Origin of the sequence: Eubacterium uniforme, from assembly GCF_900167115.1 — a bacterium.
GTDB lineage: Bacteria > Bacillota > Clostridia > Lachnospirales > Lachnospiraceae > Eubacterium_S > Eubacterium_S uniforme.
This window is the reverse complement of the sequence record NZ_FUXZ01000005.1, coordinates 1-16,315: the sequence shown is the minus strand read 5'-3', so window position 1 is coordinate 16,315 and position 16,315 is coordinate 1. Positions and strand designations below refer to the sequence as shown.

Annotated in this window: 12 protein-coding genes; 2 read left to right on the top strand and 10 right to left on the bottom strand. The window is 33.9% G+C overall.

Going from position 1 to position 16,315, the window contains the following annotated elements; genetic code table 11:
- Positions 1–15: 15 nt before the first annotated feature.
- From B5D16_RS04280 to metE, 9 genes are all read right to left on the bottom strand, one after another.
- Entirely contained in the window at positions 16–429 is a 414-nt protein-coding gene (locus B5D16_RS04280) for an endosialidase (RefSeq protein ID WP_078765742.1), read from the bottom strand.
- 115 nt (positions 430–544) lie between these two features.
- Positions 545–3,061, bottom strand: coding sequence for an ATP-dependent Clp protease ATP-binding subunit (locus B5D16_RS04275; protein WP_078765741.1), 2,517 nt, complete (start codon positions 3,059–3,061; stop codon positions 545–547).
- Positions 3,062–3,099: 38 nt separating this feature from the next.
- Positions 3,100–4,557 (bottom strand): hypothetical protein, encoded by a 1,458-nt coding sequence (locus tag B5D16_RS04270; protein WP_078765740.1) that lies wholly within the window; start codon positions 4,555–4,557, stop codon positions 3,100–3,102.
- Positions 4,558–4,559: 2 nt separating this feature from the next.
- On the bottom strand, positions 4,560–5,840 hold the full coding sequence (gene purD, locus B5D16_RS04265; protein WP_078765739.1) for a phosphoribosylamine--glycine ligase: 1,281 nt from the start codon (positions 5,838–5,840) through the stop codon (positions 4,560–4,562).
- A 78-nt stretch (positions 5,841–5,918) separates the two neighbouring features.
- Positions 5,919–6,542 carry a phosphoribosylglycinamide formyltransferase gene (purN, locus tag B5D16_RS04260; RefSeq protein WP_078765738.1) on the bottom strand — a complete coding sequence of 208 codons (624 nt, stop codon included), beginning with the start codon at positions 6,540–6,542 and terminating at the stop codon, positions 5,919–5,921.
- On the bottom strand, positions 6,536–7,561 hold the full coding sequence (purM, locus tag B5D16_RS04255; protein ID WP_078765737.1) for a phosphoribosylformylglycinamidine cyclo-ligase: 1,026 nt from the start codon (positions 7,559–7,561) through the stop codon (positions 6,536–6,538). The genes purN and purM overlap by 7 nt, the downstream gene beginning before the upstream one ends.
- A 39-nt stretch (positions 7,562–7,600) precedes the next feature.
- On the bottom strand, positions 7,601–8,101 hold the full coding sequence (purE, locus tag B5D16_RS04250; protein ID WP_078765736.1) for a 5-(carboxyamino)imidazole ribonucleotide mutase: 501 nt from the start codon (positions 8,099–8,101) through the stop codon (positions 7,601–7,603).
- Between the two features lie 172 nt (positions 8,102–8,273).
- Positions 8,274–9,641 carry a TrpB-like pyridoxal phosphate-dependent enzyme gene (locus tag B5D16_RS04245; protein WP_078765735.1) on the bottom strand — a complete coding sequence of 456 codons (1,368 nt, stop codon included), beginning with the start codon at positions 9,639–9,641 and terminating at the stop codon, positions 8,274–8,276.
- A 247-nt stretch (positions 9,642–9,888) separates the two neighbouring features.
- Complete coding sequence (gene metE, locus B5D16_RS04240) at positions 9,889–12,189, bottom strand: 5-methyltetrahydropteroyltriglutamate--homocysteine S-methyltransferase (RefSeq protein WP_078765734.1); 2,301 nt, start codon at positions 12,187–12,189, stop codon at positions 9,889–9,891.
- Positions 12,190–12,429: 240 nt separating this feature from the next.
- Here metE and B5D16_RS04235 point away from each other — a divergent pair, with 240 nt between their 5' ends.
- Complete coding sequence (locus B5D16_RS04235; RefSeq protein ID WP_078765733.1) at positions 12,430–13,329, top strand: LysR family transcriptional regulator; 900 nt, start codon at positions 12,430–12,432, stop codon at positions 13,327–13,329.
- Positions 13,330–13,421: 92 nt separating this feature from the next.
- Here the strand turns inward: B5D16_RS04235 and B5D16_RS04230 are convergent, their stop codons facing one another.
- Positions 13,422–15,209, bottom strand: a complete 1,788-nt coding sequence (locus tag B5D16_RS04230) for a DUF4832 domain-containing protein (RefSeq protein ID WP_078765732.1) — start codon at positions 15,207–15,209, stop codon at positions 13,422–13,424.
- A gap of 864 nt (positions 15,210–16,073) precedes the next feature.
- Here B5D16_RS04230 and B5D16_RS04225 point away from each other — a divergent pair.
- A partial coding sequence (locus B5D16_RS04225; protein ID WP_479723670.1) for a transposase occupies positions 16,074–16,315 on the top strand: 242 nt, incomplete at its 3' end.

Here is a 16,315-nt window from a genome sequence, read left to right as displayed (position 1 = left end):
TCTAATGTAGTGCAATTAGCACTTTTTAATTTTAACTTCCTTCTTTGAGTCCTTGTCCATCTCTATACCAACTGTAAGCTTTCCGCCTAAGTTTGTCTTAATAACACCAAGATCCTCACCATCTACTGAAACACTGTACTCACTGTCTGGTTCAACACCAACAGTAACCTGTGTATCACCTAAACCTTCTACAAAGAATGAAACTAAATCTCCATCAACTTTAAATGAATTTACAGCGCTTCCTGGTGTTGATTCATATACAAATTCACCATCTCTTTCAAGCTTTGTAATATCCTTATAAGTTTTTACTTTGTATAATGCTCCGTTACATTCAAAATCGGCTAACTTCTTCTTTTCAGGAAGTGTGTAATCACCAAAACTAAGTGAACCATCCTGTTCTTTATGTAATAAATCTTTAACTATAGCCATCTCTTTTATAACCTCCAACTACTCTTTGAAAATTAATCGTCAAACGAAAAATCTCCTAGATAAATTATAACATATAAATTTTTAATTTCATATAGCATTTGTTATGAAAATAATTTTATTTTTTAGCAAATGTTACCTTACCGTCAACGATACTGCAAGTAATACTATCACCTTCTAAGAATTCACCCTTTAAGGCTGCATCTGAAATTTCATCTTCAATATATGTCTGAATTGCTCTTCTCATAGGACGAGCACCAAATTTCTTATCATAACCTTTTTCTAAGATAAATTCCTTTAACTTAGGTGTGAACTTAAGTGTAATTGCTAGCTGTTCATCAACAATCTTGGCAACATTCTTAAGCATAATGTTAACAATACCCTTAACTTCATCCTTAGTAAGCTGATGGAATACTATAATTTCATCAATACGGTTAATAAACTCAGGCTTAAAGATTCTGTTAACTTCTTCCATAACATTACTCTTCATAGTTTCATAATTACGCTTCTCATCTTCACCAGCATTAAAACCAAGGGTCTTAGGTTCAACAATTCTTGCAGCTCCTGCATTACTTGTCATTATGATAACTGTATTCTTAAAGCTAACCTTTCTACCCTTTGAATCAGTTAATATACCGTCATCTAATACCTGAAGTAAGATATTAAACACATCAGGATGTGCCTTTTCAACTTCATCAAATAAAACAACAGAATATGGATTTCTTCTAACCTTTTCGCATAACTGTCCACCTTCATCAAATCCAACGTATCCTGGAGGCGAACCAACAAGCTTAGAAACACTATGTCCTTCCATAAATTCTGACATATCAACTCTTATAATTGAATCCTCACTACCAAATACACTTTCAGCAAGTGCCTTTGAAAGTTCAGTCTTACCAACACCTGTAGGGCCAAGGAAAAGGAATGAACCTGTAGGTCTCTTTGGATCCTTTATTCCAAGTCTTCCACGTCTTATAGCCTTTGAAACTGCCTTAATTGCATCTTCCTGGCCAATAACTCTCTTATGTAATTCATCCTCTAATTTAAGGAGTCTCTTACTTTCTGTTGTTGCAAGTTTTGAAACAGGAACCTTACTCCACTTAGAAACAATATCACAAATTTCCGCTTCTGTAACACTGCCTCTAGATTTAAGTTTGTCATTCTCCCATTCATCAATTAACTTATCATATTTCTTCTGCGCTCTGTCTAATTTCTTCTTAGTCTTTGAAATCTCATCAAGATATCCCTGCTTTAACATATCAGCAATTTCTTTCTTAAGAGTTTCAACTTTTTCACATGTATTTACTAACGCCTTAGGCATTGTAATTGGCTTTAACTTAACCTTAGCAGATGCTTCATCAATAACATCAATCGCCTTATCTGGAAGGAATCTGTCATTGATATATCTAGCTGATAATGATACAGCTGCTTCAATCGCGTCATCAGTTATGTTAACCTTATGAAATTCTTCATACTGCTTTCTAATACCCTTAAGAAGTAAAACTGTTTCTTCTTCTGTAGGCTCATCAACCTCAACAGGCTGGAATCTTCTCTCTAAGGCAGGATCCTTTTCTATTCTCTTTCTGTATTCACCAATAGTTGTTGCACCAATAACCTGAACTTCACCTCTTGCAAGTGATGGTTTTAAAATATTAGATGCATCAAGTGAACCTTCAGCACTACCTGCCCCAATTAATGTATGAATTTCATCTATAAATAATAAAACATCCTTACTGTTAGTAACTTCATTAATGATGTTTTTAAGTCTTTCCTCAAACTCACCTCTATACTTTGAACCAGCAACAGTACTTGTTAAATCAAGCATTACAATTCGTTTTCCTAAAAGGCAATCTGGAACATCACCCTTACTAATTGCAATTGCAAGACCTTCAACTATAGCTGTTTTACCAACACCTGGCTCACCAATAAGACATGGATTATTCTTAGTTCTTCTACTTAAAATCTGAATAATTCTTTCCATCTCATAACTTCTGCCAATAACAGGATCAAGTCTGTTATTTCTTGCTTCTAAAGTCAAGTCCCTGCCATATTCGTTAAGAGTTGGTGTATCATCAGCAGATGATACATTAAATCCCATCATATCATTTAAAAGGTTGGCATGTTTAAAACCTGCTCCTTCTTTAGATTCATCTGAAGCCATATTTATTTGCTTTCCGATACCATTAGAAAGTGCGTTAAGTTCTGAAATCATTTTGTCAAAGTCTACATTTAAACTTTTTAAGATTCTATAAGCAACAGTACCTTTAGTCTCAAGAAGTGCGATTAAAATATGCTCTGTTCCTGTACTAGTTGTACCCGCAACTGTTGACTTAGCCTGTGCAAGTTTAAGTACCTGTTCAGCTTTAGGTGTCATGCTTCCTGCTAATTCAAGAGCAATTCCACCTTCTTTTTTAACTATGGTATCAACTATATTAACAACATTTTCTATATTTACACCGTATTTTCCAAGAAGCGCACTTGCAATACCGCTTCCAACGCCTAAAAGCCCCACCAAAATATGCTCTGTTCCAATATAAGTAACGCCAAGCTGTTTTGCTTTCTTTTTCGCTATCTCAATTGCTGCCTCTGCCTGCTTTGTATACTTAATCAAACTACCACCTCCATTAGTTTCCATATATTGCCAAAAAAGGACAGTTAGAACTGTCCTTTTTTCTAATCATCAATCATGATAAATTCAAATCCATCATCATCGTCATCATCATCAACTGGACTACTCTTCGCTGCAGTCTCTGCTTTTCCTTCACTTCTTACTGGAATTTCTCTTCTAGGTTCAACGCTTGGTCTGCTTGCTCTAGCTCTGTTCTCCCAGTTAGATATTGAAGGCTTTTTATCTTCACTCTTTGGTTTTCCTTCAAATTCTTTTTTAACATCATCAGTCATATCAATTGATAAATCATCATAACCGATAGGTGTTACGCTCTTCATATCCACATCTTCCTTAGGTTTCTTTTCAACCTTCTGATTTGGAACAACTGTTTTAATACCTGGCTTTTCAACATAGTACTTACTTCTCTTACTTGTTGCTCTAATAGCCTTATCTTCAGCATCCTTAAGCTTTCTTCTAAATGAAGCAATCTTAAGTCCTAAATTTAGGATAACAAATCCAAGAACTACAATTAATACAATAAGACCAATAATGATTTTCCACTTAAATGAATTTTCCTTATTATATTTCTTAACAAATGCATTGTATTTCTTATCCTGTTCTGCAATAGTTTTATCCGCTGTATCAAGTGTAGCTTCTGCAGACTCATTTATGATAAATCTCTGGAATACGTTTTCCTTGCTATCAAACTGATAGAGACCAATCTCTCCATCCCAGTTCATAAGGTATAAAAGATATAAACCTTCTTCTTCGTTTTTAACCCATACCTTAACTCTGTTTCCACAAATTTTGATGTACTCTCTATCATATTTTTTAAGACCCTTATCCCTTGTTTCTGGATGTGCGATAGTATATAATCTGCTCTTTACCTTAATTTCCTTAAGTTTAGAAAAACTATCCTTAGTCTCGTTATATACAAAGAACTCACCTTCACCACTTTCGTTTAAGAGATATAAAAGAGTCATGTTCTTAGCTTCACTAAAAGCAGCTACAACCTTTGTATCATGATACTTTATCTTTTTTCTCTTAAAACCATATGGTAATTCAATATCCTTTAAACTCTTCTTAACGTAATACTTTGCGCCCTTTTTCCCGATAACTTCCAATGTACTGTCAGCCTCATCATGCTGCTGAACATATTCATTGTACTTATCATCTGAAAGAGTTGTATAAACAGTATACTTAATTGTACCAACTGAACTTTTAACAAAAATACGACTTGTATTTTCACCTGGATCCATCTTAGTCCAGTCTGTGGTATATGTAGCATTCTCATCATTTAATTCAGGCTCAATCACCAATTCTTTAACATTCTCCGGTGCAACCGCCTTAATTTCCTTACTATCTGCTTTATACTCCTCAGTCAAATAAACATCAACTGTACCGCCCTCTGTAGTCTTACCTGTAATCTTAACATCTTTAATACTGCTATCAGCAAATACTGAAGAAGCCATCATAAGCACAGTGGCTAGGCTAGTCAATGTCAATCTCTTTAACAATTTCATTCCTATGCCTCCTCAATAGCCTTACCTATATCATTTCTCATGTATTTATTTTCAAAGTCTATCCACTTTGTTGCTTCGTAAGCATTTGCTCTAGCTTCAAGAAGAGTATTACCCTTAGCTGTAACGCCTAATACTCTACCACCATTTGTTACGATTTTTCCATTATCCATCTTAGATGCTGCGTGGAATACATAGTACCCATCCTTACCATCAAAGTTTTCAAGACCTTTGATTTCAAAGCCTTTTTCATAACTTACTGGGTAACCATCTGATGCAAGAACAACACAAACTGCTGCATTATCCTCAAATTCAAGATTAATCTTATCAAGTGTACCATCGATACAAGCTTCGATAACATCAATAATATCATTCTTCATTCTTGGAAGAACAACCTGAGCTTCTGGATCGCCGAATCTTGCATTATATTCAAGAACCTTTGGTCCATCACTAGTTAACATAAGTCCAAAGAAGATAATACCTTTAAACTCTCTGCCTTCTGCCTTCATGGCATCAACAGTAGCCTGATAAATATACTTCTTACAGAACTCATCAACTTCATCTGTATAGAATGGACTTGGTGAAAATGTACCCATACCACCTGTGTTAAGTCCTTCATCATTATCCTTAGCTCTCTTATGATCCTGAGCTGAAGTCATAATCTTAATTGTTTTACCATCAACATATGAAAGTACTGAAACTTCCCTACCTGTCATAAATTCTTCGATTACCATTGTGTTACCTGAATCGCCGAATTTCTTATCAAGCATAATTTCCTTTACACCATCAAGTGCTTCTTCCTTTGTATTACAAATAAGAACACCCTTACCAAGTGCAAGTCCATCAGCCTTAAGTACGATAGGGAATTTAGCTGTTTCTAAATATTTAATAGCCTCATCAGCGTTATCAAAATTCTCATAACCAGCTGTAGGAATATTATATTTCTTCATAAGATCTTTTGAAAATGCCTTTGAGCCTTCAAGTATTGCGGCATTCTTTCTTGGCCCAAATACTCTAAGACCAGCTTTTTCAAATTCATCTACGATACCACCAACAAGTGGATCATCCATACCGATAATTGTAAGATCTATTTCTTTTTCTTTAGCATATGAAACGAGTCTTTCAAATTCCATAACGCCAATATTTGCGCACTCTACAACTTTTGGAGTCTTAGCAATTCCTGCATTGCCTGGTGCAACATATATTTCATTAACCTTTTCACTTTTTGATACTGAATATGCAATGGCATGTTCTCTTCCGCCACCGCCAACTATTAATACTTTCATTATTTTTCCTTTCGATGTGACGATATTTAATTGCTTTCAAATATCTATCATTCTAAATATTTATGAAATAAAATATAATTATTTAATTTTCACCTTACCATCTACGACTTCAATTTTGCCATTTGCAATATAGTCGATTGCTTTTGGTAATATTTTCCATTCTGCTTCTTCCATAACTCTGCGTTGCAAAACTTCTGGTGTATCATCTTCTAATACGTTAACTGTCTGCTGGAAGATGATTGGACCTGTGTCAGTTCCATCGTCTACGAAGTGAACTGTTGCACCTGTAACCTTAACGCCACGTTCTAATGCTGCTTCATGAACTTTAAGTCCATAAAATCCTTTTCCACAAAATGAGGGAATAAGTGATGGATGTATATTTATAATCTTTTCTGGATACTTCTCTATAAGTGCTTTTGGAAGAACTACCAAGAATCCTGCAAGAACAATTAAATCAAGATTAAATACATCTAACTGTTCAAGAAGTGCCTTTTCAAACTCTTCTCTTGTTTCATATTCCTTTGGAACAACAGCCATGTTACGAATGTGGTTATTCTCGGCTCTTTCCAAAGCAAATGCATTCTTATTATTACTAATTACAACTTCAATTTTAGCATTTGTTATTGTACCATTATCAATTGCATCCATTATAGCCTGTAAATTAGTACCACCACCTGATACTAAAACACCTACTCTTAGCATAAAGTAACTCCTTTTTCTCCTGCTTTAACACTACCTACAACGAAACATTTTTCTCCTGCTTCTTTAATTGCAGCCATAGTCTTATCAACATCTGCTGGGTCAACTGCAACAATCATACCAAGACCCATGTTGAATGTATTATACATCATATGTTCATCAATGTTACCCGTCTTTGCAAGTAAATCAAAGATAGGTGGAACATCGTAGCTATCTTTTTTAACTTCAGCACATACTCCATCAGGAAGCATTCTAGGAATGTTTTCATAGAAACCACCACCTGTAATATGGCTACAGCCTTTAACCTTAACTCCTGCATCCTTAATAGACTTAAGTGCTTTTACGTAGATTACTGTTGGAGCTATTAAAGCTTCACCAAGAGTTGTACCAAGTTCATCATAATATTTATCAAGTGACTCTTTTGTCATCTCAAATACTTTTCTTACAAGTGAGAAACCATTGCTATGTACACCACTTGATGCAATACCAATAAGAGTATCACCTGGTTTAATATCTGCGCCTGTAATCATATCTTTCTTATCAACAACACCTACAGCAAATCCAGCTAAATCATATTCATCCTCTGGCATAAGACCTGGATGCTCTGCTGTTTCACCACCAACAAGTGCTGCACCTGAAAGAACACAACCCTTAGCAACACCGCTTACGATTTCAGCTATCTTTTCTGGATAGTTCTTACCGCATGCAATATAGTCAAGGAAGAATAATGGTTCTCCACCTGAACATGCAATATCATTAACACACATTGCAACTGCATCAATACCAATTGTATCGTGCTTATCCATAAGGAATGCAAGTTTAACTTTTGTACCACATCCATCAGTACCTGAAAGAAGAATAGGTTCCTCCATATCCTTAATTGCCTTTAAATCAAAGGCTCCAGCGAATCCGCCGATTCCTCCCAATACTTCTGGTCTGTTAGTTGTCTTAATGTGCTCCTTCATAAGCTCAACTGACTTGTAACCCGCTTCGATATCAACTCCGGCTTTCTTGTAATCCATATTATTCCTCCATATGTTTCATTATATTTTTATATAAAATTAATAGTTCTCGTATCCAACTTCCTGTAAACGTGCATCCTTTGCAACTACCTGGTTCTTAAGGTCTTCCTTGTACTCCTTAAGTTTAGCTAAGATTGCATCATCACTTGTTGCTAAAATCTTAGCAGCAAGAATACCTGCATTAGCACCACCATTAATTGCAACTGTTGCTACTGGAATTCCTGAAGGCATCTGAACTATTGAATATAATGAGTCCCTTCCTCCAAGAGATGTTGTATGCATTGGAATTCCTATTACTGGCATTGGGAATATAGCTGCGCACATACCTGGAAGGTGTGCTGCCATACCTGCTCCTGCGATAATTACCTTAAATCCTTTTTCTTCAGCAGTCTTAGCATACTCAAAAAAAACATCAGGTTCTCTATGTGCTGAAATGATAGTCATTTCAAAATCGATTCCTAACTGTGTAAGTATGTCAGCCGCTTTCTTCATAACAGGCATATCTGAATCAGAGCCCATCACAATCCCTACTTTTGCCATAACAAAAATCTCCTTTCAACTACTCGACTTCTAATTGTTTTGTCATTTTCTCTCCTTTTCATACGCCTAAAACAACAACTTTCATTATATTATATTTGTATTGTCAAGTCAATTGAGCAAACCTTAATTTTTACTTAAAAATAAAAAAAGTTGCGGCTATTGCCGCAACTTACTAATCTACCTTTGGTAATGTTGAAAGTGACTTCTCTAGATCAGCATCTGTTGGGATGTAATCTGACATTTCACCATCATTAAACTTCTGATATGCAACCATATCAAAATATCCTGTACCTGTAAGACCAAATACAATATTCTTAGCCTCACCAGTTTCTTTACACTTAAGTGCCTCATCAATAGCAACTCTAATTGCATGACTACTTTCTGGCGCTGGTAGGATACCTTCTACTCTAGCGAACATCTGAGCAGCTTCAAATACCTTAGTCTGTTCAACACTTGTTGCTCTTAAGATGCCCTGATCGTAAAGTTCTGAAACAACACTACTCATGCCGTGGTATCTAAGACCGCCAGCATGATTTGCTGAAGGAATAAATCCACTACCAAGTGTGTACATCTTAGCGAGTGGGCAAACCTTACCAGTATCACAGAAGTCATATGCATATTTACCTCTTGTAAGAGATGGACAAGATGCTGGCTCAACTGCGATAATATCGTAATTAGCTTCACCTCTTAAGACTTCTCCAGCAAATGGTGAGATAAGACCACCAAGATTTGATCCACCACCTGCACAGCCGATAATCATATCTGCCTTAATACCATATTTATCAAGTGCAGCCTTTGTTTCAAGACCGATAACTGACTGATGTAAAAGTACCTGTGATAATACAGAACCTAAAACATATCTATAACCTTCCTGAGTTGTAGCAGCTTCTACAGCTTCAGAAATTGCGCATCCTAAACTTCCTGTAGTACCAGGAAATTCAGCGTTAATCTTCTTACCGATTTCAGTTTCCATAGATGGTGAAGGTGTAACCTTCGCACCATATGTTCTCATAACTTCACGTCTAAATGGTTTCTGTTCATACGAAACTTTAACCATATAAACCTGACAATCTAAATCAAAATATGAACAAGCCATTGAAAGAGCTGTACCCCACTGACCTGCACCAGTTTCTGTTGTAACACCCTTAAGTCCCTGCTTCTTAGCATAATATGCCTGAGCAATTGCTGAATTTAACTTATGAGATCCTGATGTATTATTACCTTCGAACTTATAATAAATGTGAGCAGGTGTTCCAAGTTTCTTTTCTAAGCAATAAGCCCTAACAAGTGGTGATGGTCTATACATCTTATAGAAATTTCTAATTTCTTCAGGAATTTCAAAATAAGGTGTAGTATCATCAAGTTCCTGTTTAGCAAGTTCTGTACAAAAGATATGTGATAACTCATCTATTGTAACAGGCTGTAATGTTCCTGGATTTAAAATTGGTGCTGGTTTCTTCTTCATGTCAGCACGTACGTTATACCATTCCTTAGGCATTTCGTTTTCTTCAAGATAAATCTTGTATGGTATTTCTGTCATAATGTAACTCCTTCCGAATTCACCCCATGTGAATTTATAAATTTAGAAGACTTTCCGAACCTTCTAACACTGTTTAAAATAATACCACATTTTGCTATTCATAGTAAAGTATTCAAAGCAAAAAAACTAAACACTCATATTACTCCAAACATAAAAAATGGAATATATAATAAAAATCCGTTAACCAGATCAAGTAATACTCAATCTAATTAACGGATCTATATTTAACCTTCTACTTTTTCTAATTTTATACTGCTTTCTGTTCATCCTGCGCTCTTACTTCTTTAGCTGCAAGAACGAGGTTGATTAAGCTTTCTTTAGTTTCTTTATCTCCTCTAGTCTTAAGACCACAGTCTGGGTTTACCCAAAGTTTATTATCATCAAGTTTTTCTCTCATTAAGTTAAGAGCATTAACGATTTCTTCAACTGAAGGTACACGTGGGCTATGAATGTCATATACACCAGGGCCAACTTCTGTTTTAAAGTTATTTTCTTTAAGTGAATCAAGAATCTGTAAGTCAGATCTTGAAGCCTCAAATGTAATAACATCTGCATCCATTGCATCAATTGCAGGAATAATATCTGTAAATTCACTATAGCACATATGTGTATGAATCTGTGTTTCTGGTTTTACGCCACTATGAACAAGTCTAAATGCAGGAATTGCGAAATCAAGATATTCACTATACCAGTCTGACTTTCTAAGTGGAAGCTTTTCACGAAGAGCAGCCTCATCAATCTGAATGATTTCGATACCATTTGCTTCAAGGTCAAGTACTTCATCTCTAATTGCGAGTGCAATCTGAAGTACACTTTCCTTAATTGTTATATCTTCTCTAGGGAATGACCAGTTAAGGATTGTAACAGGGCCTGTAAGCATACCTTTAACTTTCTTAGTTGTACACTGCTTAGCGAACTTACTCCACTCTACTGTAATGCTTTCCTTTCTTGAAACATCACCCCAGATAATAGGTGGTTTAACACATCTTGTTCCATATGATTGAACCCAAGCTTTTTCAGTGAATACATAACCTGATAAATGCTCACCGAAATATTCAACCATGTCATTTCTTTCATATTCACCATGTACTAAAACATCGAGACCAATTTCTTCCTGAAGTGCAATACATTTAGCAATTTTTTCTTTATTAAATTTAATATACTGTTCCTTGGAAATAACACCATTCTTATAATCTCTTCTATTCTTTCTAACCGCAGCTGTCTGTGGGAACGAACCAATTGTTGTAGTTGGGAACAATGGTAAATCAAGTTTTTCTTTCTGAATCTTTTCTCTTTCCTCAAACTTAGGAAGTCTCTCATAATCAGATTTTTTAATTTTTGAAACTCTATCCTTAACTTTCTTATCAAAGCTGTTAATTCTACTTGCATGTAATGCCTGGTTATCCTTGTAGCACTTAGAACCCTTCTGAGCAAAATCATCAAGTTTTACAAGTGCAGCAATTTCCTTAAGTTCAACAAGTTTTTCCTTAGCAAATGCAAAATGTTCAATATAATCTTTCTGTAACTTAGTTTCACTCTCTGTTGTATATGGAACATGTAAAAGTGAGCATGATGTACTAATCACAATATTTTCATCACTCTTGAGAACTTTCTTGATTACTTCAAATGTATCTATTGTCTTTCTGTAATTATTTCTCCAAATATTTTTACCATTAACAAGACCAGCAAATAGAATCTTATCAGTTGGGAAACCATATTTTTTAATAAGATTTAATGATTCCTTACCTTCAACAAAATCAATACCAATACCAGCAAATGGTAACTTAATCAAATCCTCATAGATATCTCTTACATCACCAAAGTATGTCTGTAAAATAACCTTAACACCACTATTACTATTTAATATGATGTCATATAAGTAATTAAATAATTCTTTATCCTTACTATCTAAATCTCTAACAAGATATGGTTCATCAATTGAAACTGTCTTACCACCTGCAGCCTTAATATCATTAAGAAGTTTCACATACTCAAGTACTAACTTTTCTTTAACATCATCAATAGTTTTACTTCCAACAAATTTTGTTAATTTAAGGAATGTAAAAGGTCCAATCAAATTAACCTTTGCATCAATATCAAGTGAAACTGCTTCTTTATATCTTTCAATTACAGTTTCATCATTTAATTTAATCTTTGTATCATCCTCAAATTCAGGAACAATATAATGATAGTTTGTATTAAACCATTTCTTCATAGCGAGAGCTTTTACATTACCTTTATCTTTCTGATAACCTCTTGCCATCGCAAAATAAGTATCAAGTTCTGATAAACCTAATTCCTTGTATCTTTTAGGAATAACATTAAACAATACTGCTGTATCTAATACATTGTCATAGAATGAAAAATCATTTACTGGAATATATGTAATTCCTTGCTTACTCTGTTCAAGTAAATTTTCTTTTCTAATTTCACTAGCAACATTTTTTAATTCTTCTTCACTAATTTCACCTTTAAAATATTTTTCTGATGCAAATTTTAATTCTCTATCTTTTCCAATTCTAGGAAAACCAATAACTGCTGTTTTCATTTTATTTACCTTCTTTCTATTTTATTATTTTTCATAAAAGTTTCTATAAATAATTATTTTACCAAAGATACTTTGCTATAAATTTTTCTTGTGTATCTTAATTTCATTTTAAATTATAAATTATTTTTGTAAAGCGGTAAAATACAAAAAAACATATCTTATCCATAGATTTTTTCTATGAAATATGGTATAATTATCACTATAATCTATGTATATAATTTGTTATAAAAGGAGACTATAATGACAATCAAACAATTAAAATACATTATTGCTGTTGCTGATGCAGGAAGTATAACAGAAGCCTCTAAAAAATTATTCATTGCTCAGCCTAGTTTAACTGCATCTATACAAGAACTCGAAAAAGAATATAACATTACAATTTTTTCACGTTCAAAAAAAGGAATTAAACTAACTAATGAAGGTGAGGAATTCTTAGGATATGCAAGACAGGTTCTTGATCAATTAAATCTAATTGACGAAAGATATACAGGAACATCTCTTTCAAAGCAGAGATTCTGTGTATCCTCGCAGCATTATTCATTTGCTGTGGAAGGGTTCGTTGAACTTTTGAAAAAATATGGTGGCGAAAAATACGAATTTCACATGAGAGAAACTGAGACTTACGATATCATAGATGACGTTACTCATCTACGAAGTGAAATTGGAATTCTTTATATTAACGATTTTAATAAGACTATTATTGAAAAAACTCTTCGAGATAATAATTTAAGTTTTACTAGTTTATTTAAGGCTACTCCTCATGTATTTGTTGGTAAGGATTCTCCACTTGCCAAAAAGAAATCTCTTACACTAGAGGATTTAAAGCCATACCCTAGACTTTCATATGAACAGGGAAGCCATAACTCTTTTTATTTTTCAGAGGAGATTCTAAGTACAGTGGACTGCGATAAGGAACTAATTGTTAAAGACAGAGCAACTCTTTTTAACCTTCTTATCGGTATGAATGGTTATACCATTTGTAGTGGTGTTATCAGTGAAGAACTTAATGGACCTAACATTGTAGCCAGACCTCTTAATGTTGAAGACTACATGGACATAGGGTACATACTTCCAAACTCAACTAGAATTTCAAATCTTACAAGTGAATATATAAGTATATTAGAAAAACTTACAAAGTAAAACAGGTTCTAGGATATCCTAGAACCTGCTTTTTGCGTTTATGTTTAAGAGATAAAACTTAATGAATTTATATTAAAACCCATCAAGTTTATTTACTTTATAATTTTACTTCTATCTAAGATAGTAAAACTTCCGAAATAATTTGCTCCTAAGGTTTCGTTCCATATTCCTTTATCATCTGCTTTCTTTCTTGAAACGCCCTTACCCTTATTAGCAAATTTTACAGGATAACCATTAAGTCCATTTGAATCATCACTATCAGCGATTCTTAAGTAAACCTTATATGTACCATTTGGCATGTCATCCTTTAAATCAACCTGAGCTTTGAACTTTGTCATGCCTTCGTTAGCAGATGTATTTTTATCATCTGATAACCAATTTCTAACATCGCCATTCTCAACTTTTTCATTTCTCGATCTACTAAGTTTCGATAATGGATACTCATATGTTTTACCATTAGCATCCTCAAATATTAACTTCAATTTCTTTGTTCTTGTAATATTAGCAAATCCAACATTTTCAATCTTAGCTTCAACGCCAAAATTTTCATATGTTGTTATTTCTTTTGTAAGCTTAATTTCTCTAGCCACATATCTATAACCCATGTGGTTTCTTAAATACACATAACCATTCTGGCCTTCATAATTTTCATCATAGTTACCTGCATTAGCATCATCCCTAAGTAGTGAATCGCTACTATCTTCATCACCTTTTAACTGATTTAAAGCAGTAGTGTTCCAACCTATGTTAAGGTATGATGTATGTGTATCAAATGCTTCCTTTGTAATAAACTTAAGTGTATTATATCTATTAATTTCTTTATGTTTCTTATCTTGTGCCCAAATAGCCATTTCTCCACCATACAATGTATGCTTAGTCTGACTCTTAAGCCACTTAATTGCTGTAGCTCTAGTCTCATGTTTAGAAAATGTTCCTCTGTCCGTTGTGCTTCCAAGATATGAATCATTAAAGAATCCAAGATTATACTCTTTCATGCCTGATGTTGGAATGTACTCACCAACATTTTCATGCTTTACATTCTTACCCTTAAAGCTGTTTGCATTTGCGAAATTAATATAATCTTCCACTTTTCTGATTAAAACTGGAATTTCAGTATCATCTAATAAATCAAGCCATTTGCCAATAATCTTATTATAATGATCAGCACCTGAAACTACTTTATTGTTCTTTGAATCATAAACAGTTTTCATCTTTTCCGAGCTATGCATTTCGCCCCACTGACCGATTAATCCTGCCTCTAATCCAATAATAACATCCTTGTATTCATGTAATACAACACTTAAGTCTTCCTGGTGCTTATTAATTAAATCTGAATCACCAACCACATATGTCTTACCACCAACTGTTACTCTCTTTTCAGGCTCATAGCTTGTTCCTGAATTGTAACCTGGATCATAAGCAAATCTGATGATTACAGTTCTATGATTATCCCTACACTTTTTAAGCTGTGTTCTTAAAGCATTAAGAGCCTTATCATTAATATGATAATTGCTAAGTTCTGATAAACCAGCTTGCTTTCTGTAATATGGTGAGAAATGTGAAATATCAACTCTAAAGTGAAGAAGATTATTAGTCTCCTTTTCCTTTAATTCATCACCATTTTCTGTAAGATTCATTCTGAATCCCTTATAAAATCCCATTCCAGGATTTTCAACATTATTAAGTGTCTCAGTATCACTAATGTCTGTAACCTTAGTTTTTACTCTAACACTATACTGATCAACAGCATAAGCTGCTTTTGTTTCAACCTGATGTATTGACCACCCCGCAACAACCAAACTAAGCGAAGTAACCACACACGCAACCCTTTTTGATAATCCCTTTATACTAAGGTTTTCTCCATTCCTTTTCTGTTTCATAACTACTCCTGTTTTATCTCAAAAATTCTTACCCCGAATTAGTTATGCTCCCGGTGTCATCCCCAGAATTTTTTTAAATAAACCAAAAGTTTTATCCACTATTCACTTCATAATTTTTATGGTTGAAACCCACTATTCACTTATTTCTACTCCTGATTTTATATCAGGAGAGCCCTCCGCGGCTTTGAGCGGAGTCAAAGATTCTCTGTAAGAGAATCTTCATTAGCACATTAATACTGCATCAGTCGTCTTCTCGGTTTGACAACTAATTCCTTTTAACGCCGTTTTTCAGTATATCATAGTTTATTATTCTTTCAATCGTTTGAGCCTCACTATATATAGCAAATTCTTGGTTTCATGGCAAATAATTCTCCTTAAACGTTTTAGTAACCAAACTCCCCTCTTTAGCATTGACTCCAATCTATGATAGTGCTATAATGTGGAACGTTTGAAAAATCCACATCAAAGAAAGGCGAAAAAATGCAAACAAATAAAAAGAAATTAATGCTTATGCTAATATTTTATCTAATTGGAAGTTTAATCTTCTTCCCAACATTAATATATATGTTAAGACACATAAACGAAAACTTTCATTTAGAAGTCCTTTTGACTTTATACTTTATTTCTTTTATCTTTTATACCATTTCTTTATATTACGGAATAAGGTATAGTTTATTACCAAAAATAAAAAAACATTATGAAAACAAATAGTAAAATCAACCCGCTAATTTAATATTCTCTTTAGATTTACTTTTCTATTTGTTAATCTTAATTTTTCATTTTAAAAGGGGCTGTAAAAAAAATCCCCTAATAGAAAAACGGCTATGAGCTCGCGCTCATAGCCGTTTTTTGATATAATTAATTATGCTAAAAAATAAAAATATCAATGATAATTATACAGCACGTCAGCTAAAATTACCATTGGTTATCGAAAAATTAATTGATATTTCTGATCCGGTTTATACTTTTTGTGATGTAATGGATCACATTGACCTAACACCATACTTTGTAGAAGGGAAAGGCTACAAAACAGGTCGCCCAAGATGTGATGCAGAAAAGTTACTAAAAGTTATTCTGTTTGCTTTCATGGAGAACGGTTATTGTTC

Bases quoted from the DNA above. Each gene is read 5' to 3' on its own strand.
- B5D16_RS04280 (WP_078765742.1), bottom strand. From the start codon at position 429: ATGGCTATAGTTAAAGATTTATTACATAAAGAACAGGATGGTTCACTT.
- purD (WP_078765739.1), bottom strand. From the start codon at position 5,840: ATGAAAGTATTAATAGTTGGCGGTGGCGGAAGAGAACATGCCATTGCA.
- purN (WP_078765738.1), bottom strand. From the start codon at position 6,542: ATGCTAAGAGTAGGTGTTTTAGTATCAGGTGGTGGTACTAATTTACAG.
- metE (WP_078765734.1), bottom strand. From the start codon at position 12,189: ATGAAAACAGCAGTTATTGGTTTTCCTAGAATTGGAAAAGATAGAGAA.
- B5D16_RS04270 (WP_078765740.1), bottom strand. From the start codon at position 4,557: ATGAAATTGTTAAAGAGATTGACATTGACTAGCCTAGCCACTGTGCTT.
- B5D16_RS04245 (WP_078765735.1), bottom strand. From the start codon at position 9,641: ATGACAGAAATACCATACAAGATTTATCTTGAAGAAAACGAAATGCCT.
- B5D16_RS04230 (WP_078765732.1), bottom strand. From the start codon at position 15,209: ATGAAACAGAAAAGGAATGGAGAAAACCTTAGTATAAAGGGATTATCA.
- purE (WP_078765736.1), bottom strand. From the start codon at position 8,101: ATGGCAAAAGTAGGGATTGTGATGGGCTCTGATTCAGATATGCCTGTT.
- B5D16_RS04235 (WP_078765733.1), top strand. From the start codon at position 12,430: ATGACAATCAAACAATTAAAATACATTATTGCTGTTGCTGATGCAGGA.
- B5D16_RS04275 (WP_078765741.1), bottom strand. From the start codon at position 3,061: ATGGAAACTAATGGAGGTGGTAGTTTGATTAAGTATACAAAGCAGGCA.
- purM (WP_078765737.1), bottom strand. From the start codon at position 7,561: ATGGATTACAAGAAAGCCGGAGTTGATATCGAAGCGGGTTACAAGTCA.